The sequence below is a fragment of the Stenotrophomonas sp. GD03958 genome, from assembly GCF_029839005.1.
Taxonomy (GTDB): domain Bacteria; phylum Pseudomonadota; class Gammaproteobacteria; order Xanthomonadales; family Xanthomonadaceae; genus Stenotrophomonas; species Stenotrophomonas hibiscicola.
The window spans coordinates 1-17,748 of sequence record NZ_JAOBZT010000078.1; the positions used below are offsets into that span (position 1 = coordinate 1).

Below are 17,748 nucleotides of genomic sequence, written 5' to 3' on the forward strand. Positions count from 1 at the left end.
CATGCCGGACAGAAGAGCCCCAAGTTGATCTTCCGCTGAAAGTGATGACTGCACTTCTCGCAAACAAAAAGGTAAGGCGCCCCTTGAACGAAGCCGGGAATCACTTTCCTTCCTTGCGCTTGAAAATGACCTTTCCGCCAGCCTCGTATTCCACATCGTAGCCTTTGTAGATTGCGAGGATCAAAGAAAGACCAAGGCTTGCGGCGGTGATGATGCCGATGATCTCGACTCCAGTGACCGCCGCGACCGCCCCCAGGCTGAGCGTGCTGAGCCCAGCTGTTACTGGAGCCAGTCCAACAGCAGCAACGATTGCTGCAACACCGACGGCACCAAGCTTGGCGAACTTGCGCGTCTTCTTCAGGTCATCTGCCAACTTCCCCACAACCACAATCTGCTGCGCCTTTGCATTCTTGGCCGCTTCCAGCTCATCCCGCGTCCTTACTGTCACGCTTGCCATAACGCCCCCTGTTGTTAGCAATACCAGTGATGGATACCCTGGGCAGGATAGCCGAAGGGAACAACGTGTTCCTAGCAGCAATGATGGTGCCCAACTGTCTCTCCAGCTGAGACTCGAACTCAGCGCATTCGCTGCCACGGGGCGTCCTTGGGAGCCTCCACCGTAACCTCTGCAACGTCGTCTTCAGCGCGCCATTCCTTCCCTTCGAGCACCATGGCGAGGCCTCTGGAACGTGCGATGGCGGCCTCTTTGGCGGTCGGAGGGTTCCACGACCGATGCTCCTCCAGGTAGCGCTCCATGGACGGCTTCAACTGCAAGCTACCGCTCGGCAAGGGCAACGCCCGATCATGGCGTTTGTCTTGTTGACGGGCATAGGCGACTTGCTCAGGCTCCCCAAACGCCTGCCGGTGGGCATCGAGCATGCGATCAATGGCGTCCACGTCCCCGCGGGCATGGAGCGATTCGGTGTAAAGCGCTTGAAGCAACGAATCACGCTCTTGATGAGCTTCCTCGCCCGTGCCTTCGCCCTGAAAAAGCCCATCGTGGCGAGGGCGGGCGTCGACGGCGTCTGGGCGGAACCGCCCGTGGCTGGTCCTCATGCTCGCCTCCGGGTCAGCCCGCTGCCGTGAAGCAGCCCGCATGCGATCGAATAAACGACAAGAGCCAGCGTGGATGACAGGTATAGGTTGGAAGGATCCAACCAGACTTGGCTCACCACGTGCTGTAGCTGGTAAGCCAGCAGTGCCAAGCACGCGTAGAACAGGGCCAAATGCCACATCAACGCAACCACGGATGGGGCGTCCTCTTGGCCGGCTTGGAACGCCTCCCAGCCCCTGCGTGCGCTGCGGGCTTTGGAGGCGCACAGCCACGCGATCCCGAAAGTGACCGCAGAGAGGACGAGCTCAGACAGCACGACCACCAGAAAAAGGGTCATGGCATCCTCCTCTGGGTTGGGAGCAGGCCATGAGCCTGCAGGTAAGCGTGAACCGCCTGCCGGGTCACGCCCAGGCGCTTGGCAATTGCAGGGCCGTTGCTCCCCTGCTCCAGCAGGCGCACCACCAAGGCGTGTTGGTCAGCCAGAGGGCGCCAGGGCCTTTGACGCAACCCCAGGTGGGCCAGGTCGGCGCTCACCACGGGCGATGGAACGCCCAGGGCTTGGGCGATGGCCGCCCGGCGATGTCCCTCTCGGAACATCCGGGCGACTTCGGAGCGGCGGTGGGCAACGGATGGCCGCTTCATGAGCCCAACCACCAACCGGGGCTCGGTCGCATCGCCCTGGTCGTCAACATGGAGCAGTGGTTCGCTCATCATCGCTCCCATCGCCCCTTGAAGGATTGCCATTCCTTGGAAGGATTGCGCTTACTGACGACAAGCGGACGGAGAATTCCAGTGCTCATGCCTCCACCCGCCAGCCCAGCGTTATTGATCTGAGAGGTCGGACCACAGCGTTTTACTCTTCCCCATACACGCCCCCACCAAGGCGTTCGCTTGCGAGGCGCTGATTGGATTCCCCAACCCTGGCTTGCACGCAGAAGGTCGATCTGCGAGAGCGCCTCGGCTGAAAGGGCGGAACGTCCGCTTTCGTCCATCGTCACGGCGCCAGGTGAGCGCTTAAATGCTTCCACGGACAGCGCAGGGCGTGTGCGCTTGCTAGAAAAGGGGAGCCATTTCATCAGCGCTCCTCATCGGTCAGATTCAAGGGCAACGCAAGCGAGTTCGTTGCATGATCCTGACCGCAGCCCGATGATGGTCGGCATTCCGTCTTTCCCGACGGCTAGAACCAGCGTGTCTTTTTCTTGAATACCTGTTCCTTCCGCACGTGAAAAGAAAGGATCATTGGCTTGGATAGGCAGGATCCTCCCGGCAATGCGGAGTGCTCCCACTTCCCCACTGTAAGGCATATAGCTGTCCCGTGTGCCATGGCTCAGAACGCGCTCGTAGGAAACCCGCAACCTGTAGTGATTTTCTTCACGGTCCACAACCCGTAGATCGACGCTCTCAAGAGCGTCGGGAGCAACCGTGGGCGCAAAGGGGCTGGCAGAGCAACTTGCCCTAGAGCCGTTGCCAGGCTTTTGCGTCGGCTCAAATGACTGAACTCCAGTCCGGGCGGCGTCAGACTCAAGGACCGGACAACTATCCCAGACCGTCACAGAAATGGTCTGGGTCTCTGGTTCGTTGTCCGACGATGCATTGGTGCCAATGCCACAGCCACTTTCGTTGCACGACTTGCCAATGCGCACCGGCGAAGCATCAAGCGGCACCACCCGGGTCTTCTTACCCTTCCCCACCAAGAAGACCCGATCACCTTCGCGCACGTCCACGTCGGCGTCTTGGACCACCGCGAGGATGCGCTGGCGGCGATCGGACAGATCGCGCACGTAGATCTCCACCGCACGCCGGCCGCTGAGGCCCTTTTGAACCGCGGTTCCGGCAACCGCACCGATGACGCCACCGGCCACCCGGGCGGCATTGCGGTAGTCCCGGTTCCTGACCTGGTTAGCAGCCCCATAACCAACGGCCACCCCGATGGCGGAGCCAGCGTTCAGACGCTGGTCGGACTTCAGTTGAACCGTGCGAACCATCAGGACCTCGCCCAGTCGGGCGTCCTGGACCGACAGGGCTTCGGACGAACCATAGCGGCGAGCGGAGGTGGAATCGGCGGCAAAGGCAGCTGGAGCAGACAACGCCAATGCAAGGACCAGGACGATGGGTTTCAAGGTGCACCTCCATTTCGTGAGTAGGTTCACCTATGCATAGATCGATTCTGGAAATGCGCAAGGGGGTGCTTCGGAGCTCGGCTACACAACCTTTAGTCCGCGTCATTAATTTGACGGAAAAGCGACAAAATGATGCATATGGACAGAGATTGATGCTCAGGCGATGATTCTTCCCACAACTCAAAACCAACAGGGAAATGTATGGCAAGGAAGAAGAGTTCATCGGCCGCAGGTGCCGCGATTTCGACCGGCGGCGGAGCTGTCGCTGGCGCAACTTCTGCGATCCTCGGCGTAACCAGTGGTGCAGCGGCCGGAACTGCCGGTGCAGCCGCCGTGACCTCCGGCTTGGCAACCGTCGGGAGCGTTGTGGGCGGTGGCATGCTTGCTGGACTGGGGGTGGTCGCGGCCGCACCAATTGCGGGTGGTGCGGCGATGTTCGGCGTCTACAAGCTCTACCAGCGCATGGCATCCAAGAAGTAACTGCTCTGCCTGACCCGCTGCCACAAGCGGCTTCCCTCTGCGTCGCGCAGGCTTCGTCAATGTCTGCAAGTGGCCATCCAAGCTAGCAACCTTGGTGGCCGCTCTTACCAGCTTGTGGCTCAAGCCCTTGGACCAGAAGGCCACGTTGACCTCAATGCCCCGCTGGCGCGGCCAGAGTGCGAGCGTGACGCTCAAGCCCGAGCGCACCGAGGCCGTTCATGCAGGGCTAGCAGCCGGCGGAGTGCGATGTAGTCCGCGCCTACACGTTGGGATGCACGATGGGTTCGCGCATGCTCGATAGCACACGGATCGGAATTTCTGTTACTGCACGTAGATCAGACTGGCCATTTCTTCCCCTTTCTCTCTCGCCCCTCCGCGTCTGGCAAGGAATCTGAAACCGGCAAGCTCTCCTGTCGTGCAATATTCCTGATCGACATTCAACCTGTGATGATGTGGGAACGCTCTCCCTCAACCTGCCAAACCGTCTACGGAAGTGGCAAAATTGCAGGATCACTCACAGGGGGAAATTGGATGTCCGACACAACCTACAGCCACCGCATCCTCAAGACTTATGGCCTGCTGGTGGACTTCGAAGGTAAACCACGCCTCAAGAACGTTCCGTCGCCTCTAACCGGTCAAAAGAAGGCAAAGGAGACGATGGAAAAGTGGACGCAGCGAGTGCTGGGGGATGAGGTCAGCAAGGTCCGCGTCTACCGACCGGCACGCGTTAAAAGTGACACACTCATTGCCAGCCTCACAGACACGCACGACGCCAAGCTGGTGCGTGACATTGTTCGCGGCGCCGTTCGCAAGAAGAGCAAATCAGCGAAAGCAAAGATTGAAGAGATCAAGGTGGAGCACGCCGCCGAGCTTAGAAAGCGCGGAGCCACCGCGAGAGAACTTCGGAAGGCACACGAAGAAGACCTGTCGGGAAAGCTCGATGAGATCCTGGCTGCGACGGCCTATCTGCCGCTGGATGACCTTCAGGACTTGGTGGTGGAACTCGGAGAGGACTTGAGCCCTTCGGTCCGCAACTGGGCACTTGCCTTGACTCCGGCCAAGGATGCTGACGAGGTTTCCGTCATCGACGTTCTAAAGCAAATGCTTTTGCGCATGGACTACCTTTCCAAAACCTGAATCGATGCAGTCACGTTCGACATCACCCTATCGAACCAACCCCACTGAAAGTATTCACCAAGAATCCCAAGAGCTCACAGCATGGCGTTCAAGCGCGATCTATGGTCTGGCACCTATGACAAAGACCACTTTCCCAGCTTCCCCTGCCCTATGTGCCTTACCGGTAACGCGAGGCTGAATCCAGAGAGCATTGATGTCAAGGAACCGGCTTATTCTTCGAAGAATCGAGAGGATGCCGACTGGGAGCCATGCTGGGACGTTGAACGATTTAGCCTGAAGCTGACGTGCGATGATCCGGAGTGCGGCGAGATCTCGGTTGTTTCCGGAGATACGTCGCTAACTGAATGCTTCGACGAAGAAGACAATCGTCAAGTCTTCTTCGCCCATCTCCATCCCAGAGCCATGTTTCCCGCGCCTGTGCTCATCTCCATTCCTGAGCTGGCTCCTCCCGAAGTCAGGGAGAACATCCGCCTCGCGTCGTCCCTCTACTGGATGGACCCGAGCTCATCGGCCAATCGTCTACGTGCCAGCGTCGAGTTTCTGCTGGACTTCCTTGAAGTCCCAAGGGAAAGCATGCAAGACGGCAAGGCGAGACGCCTGGACTTGAACGCAAGAATTGCCTTTTATGGGAAGGTTAACGCTGAACATGCATCGTCTCTGACAGCCCTTAGGATGGTTGGCAACCTCGGTTCTCACGGCGAAAGTGTTCGGCGCGAGGCGCTGCTGGATGCCTTCGAAATCTACGAATACACCCTTGAAGAGCTGTGCGGGCAACGAAAGTCCAGAATTGAAGAGCTTCGTCAAAAGCTTATCTCGACCAAAGGGAACTACAACGTTTAGTTAGGCCACCATGTCGCGCCCCTTGGCTTTCGTCTTGGGGCGGGAACACTGCCGGACGTTGGAAGCAGGTTTCTCAAGCTCTTGCCGATTGGCCGCCAAGGACTGCCACTCCTGCTCAACCTTTCGGAGCGGCTCGCGAACCAACTCGGGCACCTTCAGGAACTCCACCACCCGCTCGGCCGCCGCCGCGGCTCGGAAGAGCTCCCGGGGATCGTCCCGGAGGATTTGGATCCACGACTTCACGTAAGCCGCGTGTTGGGTGGGATCGTGGCCAATGCCCAGGCGTTCGCCCATCAGCATGGATGACACCTCCGCGACCAGTTCTTCCTTGGCGTAGTCGATGCTCCCAAAAGCCCCCTTCTGATCGCGGTTGAGGCGGGTGGGAAAGCCGGTCCAGTGGCCCAGTTCGTGCAACGCGGTGGCGTAGTAGCCACTGGCCGAGTGGAAGCTGTTGCGCTGGGGCAAGTGGATGCTGTCGGTCATCGGACGGTAGAACGCTTGGTTGCCCCCGTCGTGGTGGATCTCAGCCCCGCTGCCCTTGAGCACCGCTTCGCAGGCCTGATGGATATCGGGCTCTGCGCGCGGGGGTGGCAGGACCAACGCCGGCAACCCATCGATCTGCATCGCGTTGAACACGCGTGGGAAGAAGACCTTGGGGTGGGCCTTGGCGATGAGATCGGGGTCCCCGCTCTTCTTGGCCTCTTCCACCGGCGACCAGTCCCAATACTCAATCACGCTGGCTTTCTCGCCTTTGCGCACCTGAGCGCCCACGGCCGCGGCTTGCTTGTAAGTCATCCACCGGTTGTCCTGGGTGTCCCAGGCGCTCTGAAGGGCCCACAGGTGGAGCAGGTTTCCGCCCCGGTAGCTCTTGCCCGTCGTGGGGTTCATGGGCAAGCCGAGGTCCACGCGGGCGTCCCAAGGTCTGAGGAAGGGACCGGTGCCCTCCTCCATCTGGCGGATCAAGCGCTCGACGACGTCGCGGGAATGGCGCTGAAGGAAGCTTTCGTTGGGGGTGGCATCGGACACGGGCAGGCTCTCCTGGAAGGCAAGGAAAGGCGCCTGTCGGCAACGCCAAGGGGGTTAGGCTGGAAACTTCAATCGCGAATGGTGACGGCGCGTCCCTGCTCCAACAGGTTCTCCAGCAACGCTAAGGCCCGGCCGATGGCCAAACCGGTGCCGGGGTCTGTGTCGCCCTCCTGGAGCTGCACCCGGATGCCCTCGGGGGTTCGGTGCACGGTGAAACGGGGGGAGGCCGCCAGGGCGTCCTGGCGGTCCATGCTGTCGTCCACAAAAGCATCGGAAGGGGTCATGGTTTCAGCATGCGACAGGATGGGGATTTGGCAAGCCCCCGCCACGACCGCACCTGCTGACAGGGCGCCTCTAGGGCTGGAAGAGAAATGGGACCACTGCTTCCGCCTGCGGTTGACGGCATTGAGCCCCAACCTCTCTACAAGCCAGCCAACCGCAAAATGGTTGTTGTGGAACTGGCTCACACAGGCGTTTCCAAATCCGCCATGTCCCGCAGCGGCTTGATCCCAGCAATTCGAATCTCGGCCACTCGAGGCTTCTTGCCCCCATGGGAGATTTGGTAGATGCCGGCCTCGGGAAACTTCTCGCGAACGCGCTTCCAGAAGTCCTCCGCGTTGACAGGCTTCTTGCCTAACTCTTCCAACACGTATTGGCGGTAGTCGGCGTAAATGGCCGTCTTGTCGGTGCAAACACCGCTGTCGTAAGAAGCGTCGCGGTCCGCCATGTAGGCCATGGTCGTGTCCGATTCCATTCGGTTTTGCTCGGCCAGCGCGAGCACGGCGTCGGGCAGCTTTTCGGAAAACCCGCCACGCTCCATGAGGCGCAGCGCTCCTTCCAGCACCCAGTCCAGCACCTGGGCCATTTCCTCCTCGCTTTCGGTGATCTGAAGGTGGAAGTCAGGCTCACGCTTCTTTCCATTTCCACCCTTCGCGTCGTCGTGGATCTTCTCGCCCATCCGAACATTGAAGGGGATGGCCAGGACCTTTCGCCAGAACCCGTGCTCATGCCCGGAAACCGTGAACCAGGCGTTGACGCTGGCGAACAGGGTGCCGATCGGGAGCGTGGTGTATGCGTCTTTGCGCTTGGCCTCGACTTGGATCGGGTCACGGGAAATGAGCGCTTTCAGGACTTCCTGGATGGATGCGGCAAGGACCTTTGGCGTCTCCGTGACAATGTAGGCGCTCTTGCCCACCAGCGGGGCCATGGCGAAGGTTCCGTCCAACTTCTCCAGACGCAGCGACACGTTGCGGGGGTGAAGGGCGCGCAGGATGTGGAGGAACGTGGATTTGCCATTGCTGCCCGACCCAACCAGGAAGAAGGCCTTCTCAAAGCAGATCGACATCAACGAGCTGGCCACCGCCTCCTGAAGGAGTGCACGCACCTCCAGGTCGGGCTGAAAGAGATCCAGGTATTGACCGAACTTCGAGTTGGGATCCAGCGGCTTGGGAGTGTAGTAGCCATCGCCGTCAACCTGGTCCATCCGCAGCGTGGCAGGGACCTGGTAAGTGATTCCATGCTCCTTGGTGGCCGCCAGGACCCGAATGCGCGTCCTAGACGGCGTCTCGTCGTTTTGAAACAGGAGTGCTTGCCGCGGGCCCAAAGCCTGTCCATAGGTCGCAGAGAAAACGTCCTGATCAACGACCTCTTCCCCATCCGCCGCTGCGCGAGCGCAACGCGGCTCGTCAGGCTTGACGATCTCAAGGTAGCCCCCCTTGAGGGGAACGATGGCCCTGCGATCGGACTTCTTGGGCAACCAGCATTTCCGATCCCCCATCAGCTCAAGCACCGCTGTGTTGATGCAGCTGGTTGCATGACCTGCGTTCGCCTTGTCCTTGCGCTCCAATCGAAGCCAGGAAAGCGCCTTGGCTGCCATGTCCTTCTCCGAGCAACGGTCCCAGTAGCCCTGCTCAGGAAGCCAGCGGAAGAAGCTGCAGTCGTCGTCGCCATCCGGCAACTTGCCGCCGATCGCATACTCCTCCGTCGCTTTCAGGTGATCGGCAAAATCGGCCTCGAATGCTTGATCGCTCAAGGTTGCCTTAGGCGCTGGTGCTCCAAAAGCCGCCTTGGGGGCCGCACTCCCACGGAAGGAAAGGACGTTGCTGGGGCGCCCGTTGACACCCGAGGTTGGTGTTGTATCGTTCATGTGTGTGTTGTCCATTTTCGAACCCCGGTTGGCGCCGGGGTTTTTTGTTGATTACGCGGCCTGCTGGACGCGACTCATCCATTCCACCAGCGCTTGACGCATGGCTTCCGATGAAGTCTTGCCCTGGGCATCAGCCGCCGCTTGAAGCCGCCGCTTGAACGCTCGACTCACCCGCGCCTTCAGCATTTCGTCTCGCGGTTGCGTCACCTTCTTCGATGTGGGGGAGTTCGTCATTGCTCGTTTCCTGGTTGATGTGGTCCCGTTGTGGCCACAACCCCATCCAAACAGAGCTCACGAACTTGTCCAGACCGACTTCTTGACTAAAACCAATATCTGTTGCTTCAACAGCATTTTTTGCATAAACGAGAGGCAATTCACGCTTTTCAGCCAAGGTGTAACAGGTGCTTGTTACACCCCTTGTTACGGCTGAAACCCTGACCAGACAAGAGTTGTCACGGGTGTAACAGGTGTAACAAGTAGATCCATTGGTTTGAAAAAAGTGATTGGCCTTGACGCCAAAATCTCTGATGCAGCTGCAAGTAATACCTACCCACCCGTTACACCCGTTACACGCGCCTTCGACTCTGCAAAGCCATTGAATCCATTGGACAAACTGCCGTAACAAGCACTTGTGACGGGTGTAACGGGTGCTTGTTACGTCTCCGAGAAGATCACTCTTCGCCATCGGCGTCACTCGCGGATGACAAAGAAATTTCCGCACACCCGCACGCAGCTGCCGGTCGCTTCGCGCCGGCTTCTAAAATCTAAAAGCCCGTTTGGAAGTGAATAACTCCGCCTTCGGCGCGATAGCGATAGGCCCGGGTGGGCACCACCGGCGTTAACCGTCACTGGCACCCGGCAAGGGTTGAGCCCTGGGCGAACCGCACGGCAGCTTTGACTGGGACACTGCCCCTATCCGCAACCATTTGCTTGCTACAAATCGTCCCGCACGAGTTCGAAGGGGCAATCCTCGCGACACTCCGACGCAAACACCGGCACCAACAGGTGACGCTGAGCGATGATGTCTTTGCATTCCACGTGAACGGCTCCGATGGGGCGCTCCCAGACCAACTGATTGATCAACAGCTGGAGAGCGGTCATTGCAGCGCAGAGCGGATCCCTGTCGTTGGCCGACACCACCAGGTCCATCAACGCGTCCGGATCGTTGGATTGGCTCCAAAGAAGGGCATGGACACGGGCCAGAAGCAGCGTTCCAGCACCGCAGGTGAAATCGTTGAACAGCGGTTCCTGACACCCATCGCCCAAACCCCTGGGAAGAAACCTCATCGCGCCCCGAGCAAGGGCCCACGGGGTGAAGTCCTGGCAATCCCTTTTCTTCTGACCCGATCCCGCCAGCTCGTTGAACACCCACCCCAGGATGCACTCAAACGGCTCAGCGCTTTCGATGGCGGCGATGTAGGCGTCGGCCACCTCTGCCCCCCAATCCCCGTCTTCAAGATCCACGTCGCTGAGCAGGCCCACGTCCATCCAAGGCAAGACCGATACCCCCACCCCGTTCTTGCGCTTTTCCAGCTGCTTGTGAACGGCCGCCCTAAGACCGTATGCCACGAATTTGGACATGCGTTCGCGAGGCGAGAGGGCAGGAATACAGTTGACGGCCTTCACCAGCCGCTTGTAAGCCTGCGCCTTCTTTTGAAGTTCGCGTTCCTCCCATGCCTTCGCAACATTGACTGGGCCATCGCGACCCTCAATCCTGCCTTCCATATCGCTCATCCTCTGCAGGATATGGAGGGCTGCCTTGGTTTGGTTACTCATCGTTCGCACTCCCCTGGTTCGCAGTGGCCACCTGCGCCACCCGCTGGATGGCAAAGAACTTCCCGCGCAACACACCGCTTGCCAGCGCTTGCTGAAGGTGACCGGCGGCGCGCTTGCCGTAAGCCACCACCAACGATCCCGACGGCGCTGCCGTGCCGGTGGTTCCGTCTGGACGCACAAACCTCAGCCTCCCACGGGTGAACAGAATCGCCGTCGCGCTGGGGTGGGAAAGCACGCAGTCGTGCATCCATCCCGTCTCCATGCTGACCGGTACCAGGGCGATACCGCCGCCGGGGTGGTTGGCCAGCTTGCTCAACCACTTCTCAATCCCTTTTCCGTAAGGCGGATTCATCCACACGAATGCCTGCTTGGGCCACGGCGTAGCCAAGCCGTCCTGACTCGGCGGGATCATCCGGCGGGCCGTGGGCGCCGGCAGCCGCGACGGGTCTTCGGGCGTGCAAGGGTCGAGGTCAAAGCCGCGCTTGCCCCCGAGCGCCTTGACGATGGCAGGCGGGGTATACCAATCCACGCTCGTGTGGGCCTTGTCGCTTGCCTTGTAGCAAACGGAGGTGAGCCGGGTGGGTTTCTGTGCCAGAAGGCGCTTGGAGCGGGTTGCTGCGTTGAACGGCAGAACGTTGGACTTGGGCTGCATGAGGATTCTCCAGGCAATGCTCCGCCAGCACGGCTGCGTTGCCGCGTTGAAGGAATGGGTTTTGGGAGTTGGGCTTGAACTAGCCCGAGAGGCGCTACTGACGGCGGGTTACCACCAAGAGTCGTAGAACACGTTCCAACCCTCGTTGATCAGTGCGCGGGCCTGCGCAATGAAGTCCAGATCTTCTTCAGCTCGATCGGCATCCGATTCACCGAAGAAGAAGCCTTGGGTATAAGGCAAATCATCGTTCAGGACAGCCAGTTCCAACGCATCAAGATCGTCCAATCCAAGGAATACGGGAACTTGGTTGAAGTCGAAGGGATCAACCTGCCCCGTCCTAGCACTGTGCAACTTGCACATCCAACCGTGAAGGTTTGGATGCTTTCGCCAGTAGAAAAATAGTTCTTGAGTGCGATCTCGCACATCAGTGCGGGTCTTGACCGCATACATATCGAGGCCCATCGGCTTGCTCCATCGCCCCGACCACCGAGGCGTTGGAGTAATCATCCGAACTGAGAGCTTCCATCGATACGGATATTGGAGGCCTCCAATATCCGTTAGCGGCCGTTACATTCGCCCATTGCGCTTGTCGGGCATCTTTGGAGGCGTTGGCTGCAGGCGTTCGTCCAGCGCTTGTTCGATCACCCTAGCTCGCGAGGCGTCGAGCTGCTGAGCCAGGTCTCGCAGACGGCTGGCCTGGGCTTGGGCTGCGTTGTTGAATGCGTCCACCCACTGGCGCTTTACGTCAGGGTTCTGCCAAGGCTGGGCGAATGCCTCGGCCAGCGTGCAGACCCGAATCCCAAGCCCGATCTGCGCGCCCAATGCTTGGAGCCGGCGAATTAGCGCACCGGTGATCGGTTGGTCAGTCAGTGGCTCCAGGAAGAACTGCTTAGCCTTGGACCCTTTGGCCACCAGAAACGGCAGTTCTGCAGTTAGGAGGGTGTCGACCGCAACGCCCCGTTCGCTCAACGGCTTCCACAGGCCCTTAGCCTTGAGCTCGGCTGCCCAGGCCATCAACGGGACAAGGGTGGTCGAGCGCTTGCGAGTTCCCTTCACCGTGAACAGCGTCCCCGTTGGGGGGTGTTCCTTCAAGAGGTGTTGCAACTGGGCCGTGCTGATCGCCAACACCCCGGCGGCCTCATTGAAGCTCAGCTCCACGTCCACCGTGGGGCGCTGCTTCGCTAGGCGCAAATGGTCTGCAACCTTCTTCTCCATCTGGCCCACGCTTTCGGAGCCAGAGAGTTTGCCGAGAAAGCGATCGATGGCTCGGCGGTAAGCATCAGCGGCAGTGAGGGCCATTAGTTTCGCTCCCTCCCCTTACCACTGACCTTCGTAGGGCGTGCAGAGGTATTGCTGCTGCGCCGCCCGACCTTGCGTGCCGGCAGGGTGCGCAGCGCCTCCAGGTCGATTCCGTAATTTAGGACACCCAAAGCTGGCGTTCCTCCGGCACCGTTGAGCTTCTCACTCACCGTAAAGGGCCTGCTGTAAGTCGCGTGGTGTTCGTCGTCCAATTCGTGGCCGACGATTTGGGCTCGCATCTCAGAGGCCACACCGCTGCCCTGCATCTCCTGAATCACGGTCTTTCGGAGACTATGGAAACCACGCTTCGCTTTCGGCCACCCACCACTGTGCTTTTGGAGGTAGTAGCTGAACGCCTTCGATATCCAGTTCCCCGCACCATTCTTCGCCTTACTGTCAGCCTGCGGAAACAATCGCCAGTCCCCGCTCTCCCTTCGTTCGGCGACGTAGTCCAAGAAACCGAGCTTGATCAGGTCGGGATGCAACGGGACGACCCGATTGGAAACATCGGTCTTCAACCGCTGATCCTCCCCCTCATCGGTAAACCGTATGCACGGGATCCCCTCCTCCTCCTTGACGTCGAGGGTGAACAGCTGCCCCACCTCACCCGCCCGGGCTCCCGTATACAGGCCCAACAAAGCCGCCCAGCGCGCTCCCGTTGAAAGCTGCCTGAAGCTATCGGGTGCGAAGAGTTGATGGACCTGGTCCAAGGTAAAGGCCTGGAAGCCAAATTTTCTACGCTTGCGCTTCTCGGCCATCGAAACGCTGACGTGACCTGCGGCGACGTTGTCTCCCTTTAGCACATAGCCTGAAGCCATTGCCCAAGTGAAGAATCCTCTCTTTCCTGCGAGGTAGCTCTGGCGATTGTTGAGCGTAGAACGCGTTAACCCGCGCTTGGCCAAATGGTCGTAGAAGCGGGCCATCTCAGGCCGCGTGATGGTGTGCAGCTCGCGCTCGGCGCCCAAGAACTCGATCAGCTCTGTCACGGGAAGCAGTTTGATGCCGACCGTTTTGACCTCAATGTCCTCGGCGGCGACTTTGTCCTGCCAGATTCGCTTCGCATCGATCAGGCTGATCGTCTCAGCTGGCAGGGGCTGCGCCGCCACTGATTCCAACAGTTTGGGCCCAGCTGCCGCCGGAACTGCCCCCGCATCACGGAAGTGGAACTTGCCGATTTCTTCCAGCGCCTCCATTGCTCGAGCATGGTCGGCCGCATCCGTGGTCCGAAGACGGAAGCCCGGCAAGTCAATTTCATAACGCCGGGAGCCGTTCTCCGCGACGCTGCGCAGAACATCCTCAACCGTGAGTCCCTTCTTGGTCATGCACCCATCCCTGATGGCATCGAATGCTTGAGCATAACGCTGTGCGATGGCCAAGGCAGCCACCCTTGCGCTATGCAGGTGGATGCCTAGGGGATGCTTGACGAAGGGTTTGCCGAGGATGCCGCGCATGTCCGTCGGAACGCGCATGCGAAACTGGTAACGACCAGTGGAAGAGCGAGTGAGATAGCTTGGTAATCGCATCGGAGTTGTGCCCCGATTTGTGCCCCAAGCCGCCCTTCAAGACCCTAAAAATGTTGTTTAAAAACAAACACTTACTAAGGATTGGCGGAGAGAGTGGGATTCGAACCCACGGAAGGTTTGACCCTTCGCCGGTTTTCAAGACCGGTGCCTTAAACCGCTCGGCCATCTCTCCAATCGGGTCCCGGTCGCCCGGGCAGCGGCGTATTCTCGCACGTGAAGGCCATTTGCCCAAGACCACCTTGCCCCTGCCCTTCGCATCCGGCACGGTGGGGCCTCCACTGCACTCGGAGCCCCCATGGCCCACCTCGACCTGGCCAACCTGCGCACCACCCTGCTGGACGACACCCAGCTGGCCGCAGTGGCCCTGCACCGCGCTTTCGCTGGACACCTGCCGGTCAGCAGGGGGCATCTGGTGGTCTGCGATCCGCTGGTCCAGGCCGAGGCACCGGCGCTGGCCGACTACACCGCTCCGGTGGGTCGGCATCCGGTCGAGATCATCGTGCACAGCGGCCGGCCGGCGCTGGCCGTGGTCTGGTTCAAGCCCCGCGAAGCCCTCACTGCGTCTGCCCTGCACTGGCAGATGGCGCGCTGGACCACGCAGGACCTGACCGGACTGGATGAGGACAGCTTCATCGGCTACCCGGTCGACGCCGGCACCGGCTGCTTCATGGACACCGACACCCAGCAGGCACTGCTGGCCCTGATCGAACGAGCCGATGGCGACGAAGGCGGCGAGTGGTCGGATGCGCTGATCGACCATGATGGCCTGGACGAAGGCACCGAATACCGCCCCTGGGGCGAGGACTCACCGCATGGCTTGGTCGTATTCACCAGCGGCTGGGGCGACGGCGTTTACCCCAGCTACTGGGCGCTGGATACGTCCGGCATTCCAGTCGCTCTGGTCACCGATTTCCTGTGCATCCAGGGCGGAGACGGGCGCGACGAGCGCGAGATCGCCGACCAGGCCTATCGCGACAGCCTTCCACCCGAAGAGGCTGAAGCGCTGGCACGGCTTGTAGCGGCGGTGGAACGCGATGATGCGAACGCACTGCGCGACCTGCTGAAGGATGCGCCACAGCGCGCCAACCAGATCGAGCCTGGTTGCGGCGGCACCGCCGTGTACGAGGCGATCCGCCTGGACCGCCCGCAGGCATTGCGGGTGCTGTTGCAGGGCGGCGCATTGCCGGCAATGCCCAAACGCCTGCACATGAGCAAGGTGACCGGCTATCTGGACTATGCGCGCTTCCTGAAGAAGCCGCGCAGCGCGGAACTGATGGCGGTGCTGGAAGCGCCCGTCGTTGCAGCCGAACCGGCACCGGCCCCACCGCGACGCCGCAGCTTCTGGGACCGGCTGTTCGGCCGGAACTGATCGGCATCGGAAAACAGCAACGCCGGGCATGGCCCGGCGCTACCGTTCAGCGCTCTCAGCCGGCATCCACCGCCAGCGCACCCAGTGCACTGGCCTTGATCCGCTCCTTGGCCTTTTCACAGGCGCCACCGCAATCCAGGCGCGAGGCCTCCAGCTGCGGCGGCAGGTGCTCGGCCAGGAAGTCGATGAACACGCGCACCGCCGGCAGCAGGCCGCGGCGCGAAGCGAACACGGCGTGGCACACGCCCTGCGGCAGCGACCAGTCCGGCAGCACCACTTCCAACTCGCCGTTGCGCACGGCGTCGGCGCACACGGTCTCCGGCAGCATGGTGATGCCGAAACCGTCCTTCACCATGCTCTGCAGCAGCGGGAAGTCGAAGCCGGCCACGCGCGGCTGCAGGTCGACCCGGCGCACTTCGCCTTCCGGGCCATGCAGCTCCCAGCGCTGGCGGGCTTCGTCTTCGCTGATGCTGAGGGTGACATGCTGGGTGAGCTCTTCCGGGTCCTTGGGACGGCCGGCGCGGTCCAGGTACTTGGGGCTGGCCACCAGCAGTTCCTGCACCTGGCCGAAGCTGCGCATCACCAGGCTGCCGTCGTCGTCCAGGCGCGAACGCACGCGCAGGGCCACGTCGTAGCCTTCGTTGATGATGTCCACGCGGCGGTTGCTGATGTTCAGCTGCAGCCGCACCTTCGGGTACTGCTCAAGGAACTTGGGCAGCAGCTTGGGAAGCTGCATCTGCGCCAGTGACACCGGCACGCTGGCGCGCACCACGCCGCGCGGCTCCGCGCTGAGGCGGTCCACCACTTCGCGGGCGGCCTGGGCCTCGGCCAGCATCGTCTGCGCATGGCGATGCACGCTGGTGCCGACATCGGTGACCGCGAAACGGCGCGTGGAGCGCTGCAGCAGGCGTACGCCCAGGTCGGTTTCCAGCTGGCTGATGCGGCGGCTCAGGCGCGACTTGGGAATACCCAGTGCGCGCTCGGCGGCGGCGAATCCGCCGTGGTCGACCACCATCGCGAAGTAGTACAGGTCATTCAGGTCATGCATACCCTAGTTCCATATCTAGAACAATACGTGGCATTCAACCACCTTTATTCCGCCTTTGCAACAACCTATCGTTCTCTCCGTCGGCGGGGCCATCCCGCCCCCTTCTTCCAGAACACAGGTGACTGCCATGAAGCTTCTGCATCTCGACGCCAGCGTGCTTGGCGACAATTCCGTCTCGCGCCAGCTGTCGGCCGCCGTGGTCGCCCGCTTCACCAGCCAGATCGACGGCCTGCAGGTCGATTATCGCGATCTTGACGCCAATCCGGTACCGCACCTGCGCAGCAGTTCGCTGGCCAGGACCGACGCCGCTGAAGCGACCGATGCTGAACAGGTGATGCAGCAGTTCCTGGAGGCCGACATCGTTGTGATCGGCGCGCCGATGTACAACTTCAGCATCCCGTCCACCCTGAAGGCCTGGATCGATCGCGTGGCCGTGGCCGGCCGCACCTTCAAGTACACCGAGAACGGCCCGGTGGGCCTGGCCGGTGGCAAGCGGGTGATCATCGCCAGCAGCCGCGGCGGCATCTACACCGACTCGCCGGCCGACTTCCAGGAGCCGTTCCTGCGCCAGGTGTTCGCCTTCATGGGCATCAACGAGATCGAATTCGTGCGCGCCGAAGGCATCGCCTATTCGCCGCAGCACCGTGAAGACGCCATTGCCGGTGCGCTGGCGGCGCTGCCGTCGCACGAAGCGGCCGAACCCGTCGCCGCATAACGCGTCCCAGCGTTCGGCGCCCCTCTCTCCTCGTCTGGGCGCTGAACGCGGGCCGGGATCCCCTCCCCCATTCCGGCCCACCCTGGCGGCCCCGCACAGTGGGGCCGCTTTTTTGTGGTGCCTGGCCTGAGGGCCTGCGCTATCCACGCATGGCGTGGATCTACTGATGCACGCGCGGTAGATCTACGCCATGCATGGATGCAGCGCTATGCGCGGGGTTCTACAGGGGGTTAGGCTGGGGTCATGAACTACATCGTGACGGCTGCGCACCGCAGCGAATTTCCGCACCCGATCACCCTGCGCCGTGGCCAGGCGCTGGTGGTGGGCGAACGTTATGAAGGCCCGGAGGGCTGGGAAGACTGGTTCCTGTGCGAGGCCAAGGGGCAGCAGCCCGGTTTCGTGCCGGCGCCGGTGATCGGTCGCAATGCGCAGGGTGACGCCTATGCCACGGAGGATTACTGCGCGCGGGAGCTGGATGTGGATCCGGGGCAGCTGCTGCGAGGAATGCGCACGCTCAATGGCTGGGCGTGGTGCGTGCCGGAGAACGGCGAACCGGGATGGGT

The 17,748-nt window shown here is 61.1% G+C and carries 20 protein-coding genes and 1 tRNA gene; 6 read left to right on the plus strand and 15 right to left on the minus strand.

What is annotated here, in order from left to right:
• Positions 1 to 100: 100 nt before the first annotated feature.
• From N5C25_RS17575 to N5C25_RS17590, 4 genes are all read right to left on the minus strand, one after another.
• Complete coding sequence (locus tag N5C25_RS17575; RefSeq protein WP_049422125.1) at positions 101 to 457, minus strand: hypothetical protein; 357 nt, start codon at positions 455 to 457, stop codon at positions 101 to 103.
• Between the two features lie 119 nt (positions 458 to 576).
• A complete protein-coding gene (locus tag N5C25_RS17580) occupies positions 577 to 1,056 on the minus strand; it encodes a hypothetical protein (RefSeq protein ID WP_279937473.1) in 480 nt (159 codons plus the stop codon).
• The gene (locus N5C25_RS17585; protein ID WP_279937474.1) at positions 1,053 to 1,391 is read right to left on the minus strand and encodes a hypothetical protein; all 339 of its coding nucleotides are present in this window, start codon (positions 1,389 to 1,391) and stop codon (positions 1,053 to 1,055) included. The genes N5C25_RS17580 and N5C25_RS17585 overlap by 4 nt, the downstream gene beginning before the upstream one ends.
• 748 nt (positions 1,392 to 2,139) lie before the next feature.
• Positions 2,140 to 3,174 (minus strand): hypothetical protein, encoded by a 1,035-nt coding sequence (locus N5C25_RS17590; protein ID WP_279937476.1) that lies wholly within the window; start codon positions 3,172 to 3,174, stop codon positions 2,140 to 2,142.
• A gap of 201 nt (positions 3,175 to 3,375) precedes the next feature.
• Here N5C25_RS17590 and N5C25_RS17595 point away from each other — a divergent pair, with 201 nt between their 5' ends.
• From N5C25_RS17595 to N5C25_RS17605, 3 genes are all read left to right on the plus strand, one after another.
• Positions 3,376 to 3,654, plus strand: a complete 279-nt coding sequence (locus N5C25_RS17595; RefSeq protein WP_006375898.1) for a hypothetical protein — start codon at positions 3,376 to 3,378, stop codon at positions 3,652 to 3,654.
• 531 nt (positions 3,655 to 4,185) lie between these two features.
• On the plus strand, positions 4,186 to 4,791 hold the full coding sequence (locus N5C25_RS17600) for a hypothetical protein (RefSeq protein WP_279937477.1): 606 nt from the start codon (positions 4,186 to 4,188) through the stop codon (positions 4,789 to 4,791).
• Positions 4,792 to 4,872: 81 nt separating this feature from the next.
• Positions 4,873 to 5,631, plus strand: a complete 759-nt coding sequence (locus tag N5C25_RS17605; protein WP_279937479.1) for a DUF4145 domain-containing protein — start codon at positions 4,873 to 4,875, stop codon at positions 5,629 to 5,631.
• Here N5C25_RS17605 and N5C25_RS17610 read toward each other — a convergent pair whose 3' ends face one another.
• The 10 genes from N5C25_RS17610 to N5C25_RS17655 all read right to left on the minus strand — a co-directional run bounded on the left by N5C25_RS17610 (position 5,632) and on the right by N5C25_RS17655 (position 14,225).
• Positions 5,632 to 6,657, minus strand: a complete 1,026-nt coding sequence (locus tag N5C25_RS17610) for a zincin-like metallopeptidase domain-containing protein (RefSeq protein WP_279937480.1) — start codon at positions 6,655 to 6,657, stop codon at positions 5,632 to 5,634.
• A 68-nt stretch (positions 6,658 to 6,725) separates the two neighbouring features.
• Positions 6,726 to 6,941 (minus strand): hypothetical protein, encoded by a 216-nt coding sequence (locus N5C25_RS17615; RefSeq protein WP_279937482.1) that lies wholly within the window; start codon positions 6,939 to 6,941, stop codon positions 6,726 to 6,728.
• A 179-nt stretch (positions 6,942 to 7,120) separates the two neighbouring features.
• Complete coding sequence (locus tag N5C25_RS17620; protein WP_279937483.1) at positions 7,121 to 8,803, minus strand: DUF5906 domain-containing protein; 1,683 nt, start codon at positions 8,801 to 8,803, stop codon at positions 7,121 to 7,123.
• A 130-nt stretch (positions 8,804 to 8,933) separates the two neighbouring features.
• A complete protein-coding gene (locus N5C25_RS17625) occupies positions 8,934 to 9,194 on the minus strand; it encodes a hypothetical protein (protein WP_143048153.1) in 261 nt (86 codons plus the stop codon).
• Positions 9,195 to 9,736: 542 nt separating this feature from the next.
• Positions 9,737 to 10,579 (minus strand): hypothetical protein, encoded by an 843-nt coding sequence (locus N5C25_RS17630; protein WP_049430779.1) that lies wholly within the window; start codon positions 10,577 to 10,579, stop codon positions 9,737 to 9,739.
• Entirely contained in the window at positions 10,572 to 11,231 is a 660-nt protein-coding gene (locus N5C25_RS17635) for a DNA N-6-adenine-methyltransferase (protein WP_279937484.1), read from the minus strand. The genes N5C25_RS17630 and N5C25_RS17635 overlap by 8 nt, the downstream gene beginning before the upstream one ends.
• 108 nt (positions 11,232 to 11,339) lie before the next feature.
• Positions 11,340 to 11,693 carry a hypothetical protein gene (locus tag N5C25_RS17640; protein WP_049430786.1) on the minus strand — a complete coding sequence of 118 codons (354 nt, stop codon included), beginning with the start codon at positions 11,691 to 11,693 and terminating at the stop codon, positions 11,340 to 11,342.
• Positions 11,694 to 11,798: 105 nt separating this feature from the next.
• Positions 11,799 to 12,530, minus strand: coding sequence for a hypothetical protein (locus N5C25_RS17645; RefSeq protein WP_049430787.1), 732 nt, complete (start codon positions 12,528 to 12,530; stop codon positions 11,799 to 11,801).
• Positions 12,530 to 14,053 (minus strand): site-specific integrase, encoded by a 1,524-nt coding sequence (locus N5C25_RS17650; RefSeq protein WP_081352233.1) that lies wholly within the window; start codon positions 14,051 to 14,053, stop codon positions 12,530 to 12,532. The genes N5C25_RS17645 and N5C25_RS17650 overlap by 1 nt, the downstream gene beginning before the upstream one ends.
• An 82-nt stretch (positions 14,054 to 14,135) precedes the next feature.
• Positions 14,136 to 14,225, minus strand: a tRNA-Ser gene (locus tag N5C25_RS17655).
• A gap of 123 nt (positions 14,226 to 14,348) precedes the next feature.
• Between N5C25_RS17655 and N5C25_RS17660 the strand changes: the two genes are divergently transcribed.
• Positions 14,349 to 15,422: a DUF4241 domain-containing protein gene (locus N5C25_RS17660; RefSeq protein ID WP_279937485.1), complete on the plus strand. Its 1,074-nt coding sequence runs from the start codon at positions 14,349 to 14,351 to the stop codon at positions 15,420 to 15,422.
• A gap of 55 nt (positions 15,423 to 15,477) precedes the next feature.
• Here N5C25_RS17660 and N5C25_RS17665 read toward each other — a convergent pair whose 3' ends face one another.
• Positions 15,478 to 16,470 (minus strand): LysR family transcriptional regulator, encoded by a 993-nt coding sequence (locus tag N5C25_RS17665; RefSeq protein WP_005410175.1) that lies wholly within the window; start codon positions 16,468 to 16,470, stop codon positions 15,478 to 15,480.
• Positions 16,471 to 16,597: 127 nt separating this feature from the next.
• Here N5C25_RS17665 and N5C25_RS17670 point away from each other — a divergent pair, with 127 nt between their 5' ends.
• Both N5C25_RS17670 and N5C25_RS17675 read left to right on the plus strand, forming a co-directional pair.
• Complete coding sequence (locus tag N5C25_RS17670) at positions 16,598 to 17,185, plus strand: NAD(P)H-dependent oxidoreductase (protein ID WP_279937486.1); 588 nt, start codon at positions 16,598 to 16,600, stop codon at positions 17,183 to 17,185.
• A gap of 243 nt (positions 17,186 to 17,428) precedes the next feature.
• Positions 17,429 to 17,748 (plus strand): ligand-binding protein SH3 (locus N5C25_RS17675; protein ID WP_279937488.1); only part of this gene is annotated, 320 nt, incomplete at its 3' end.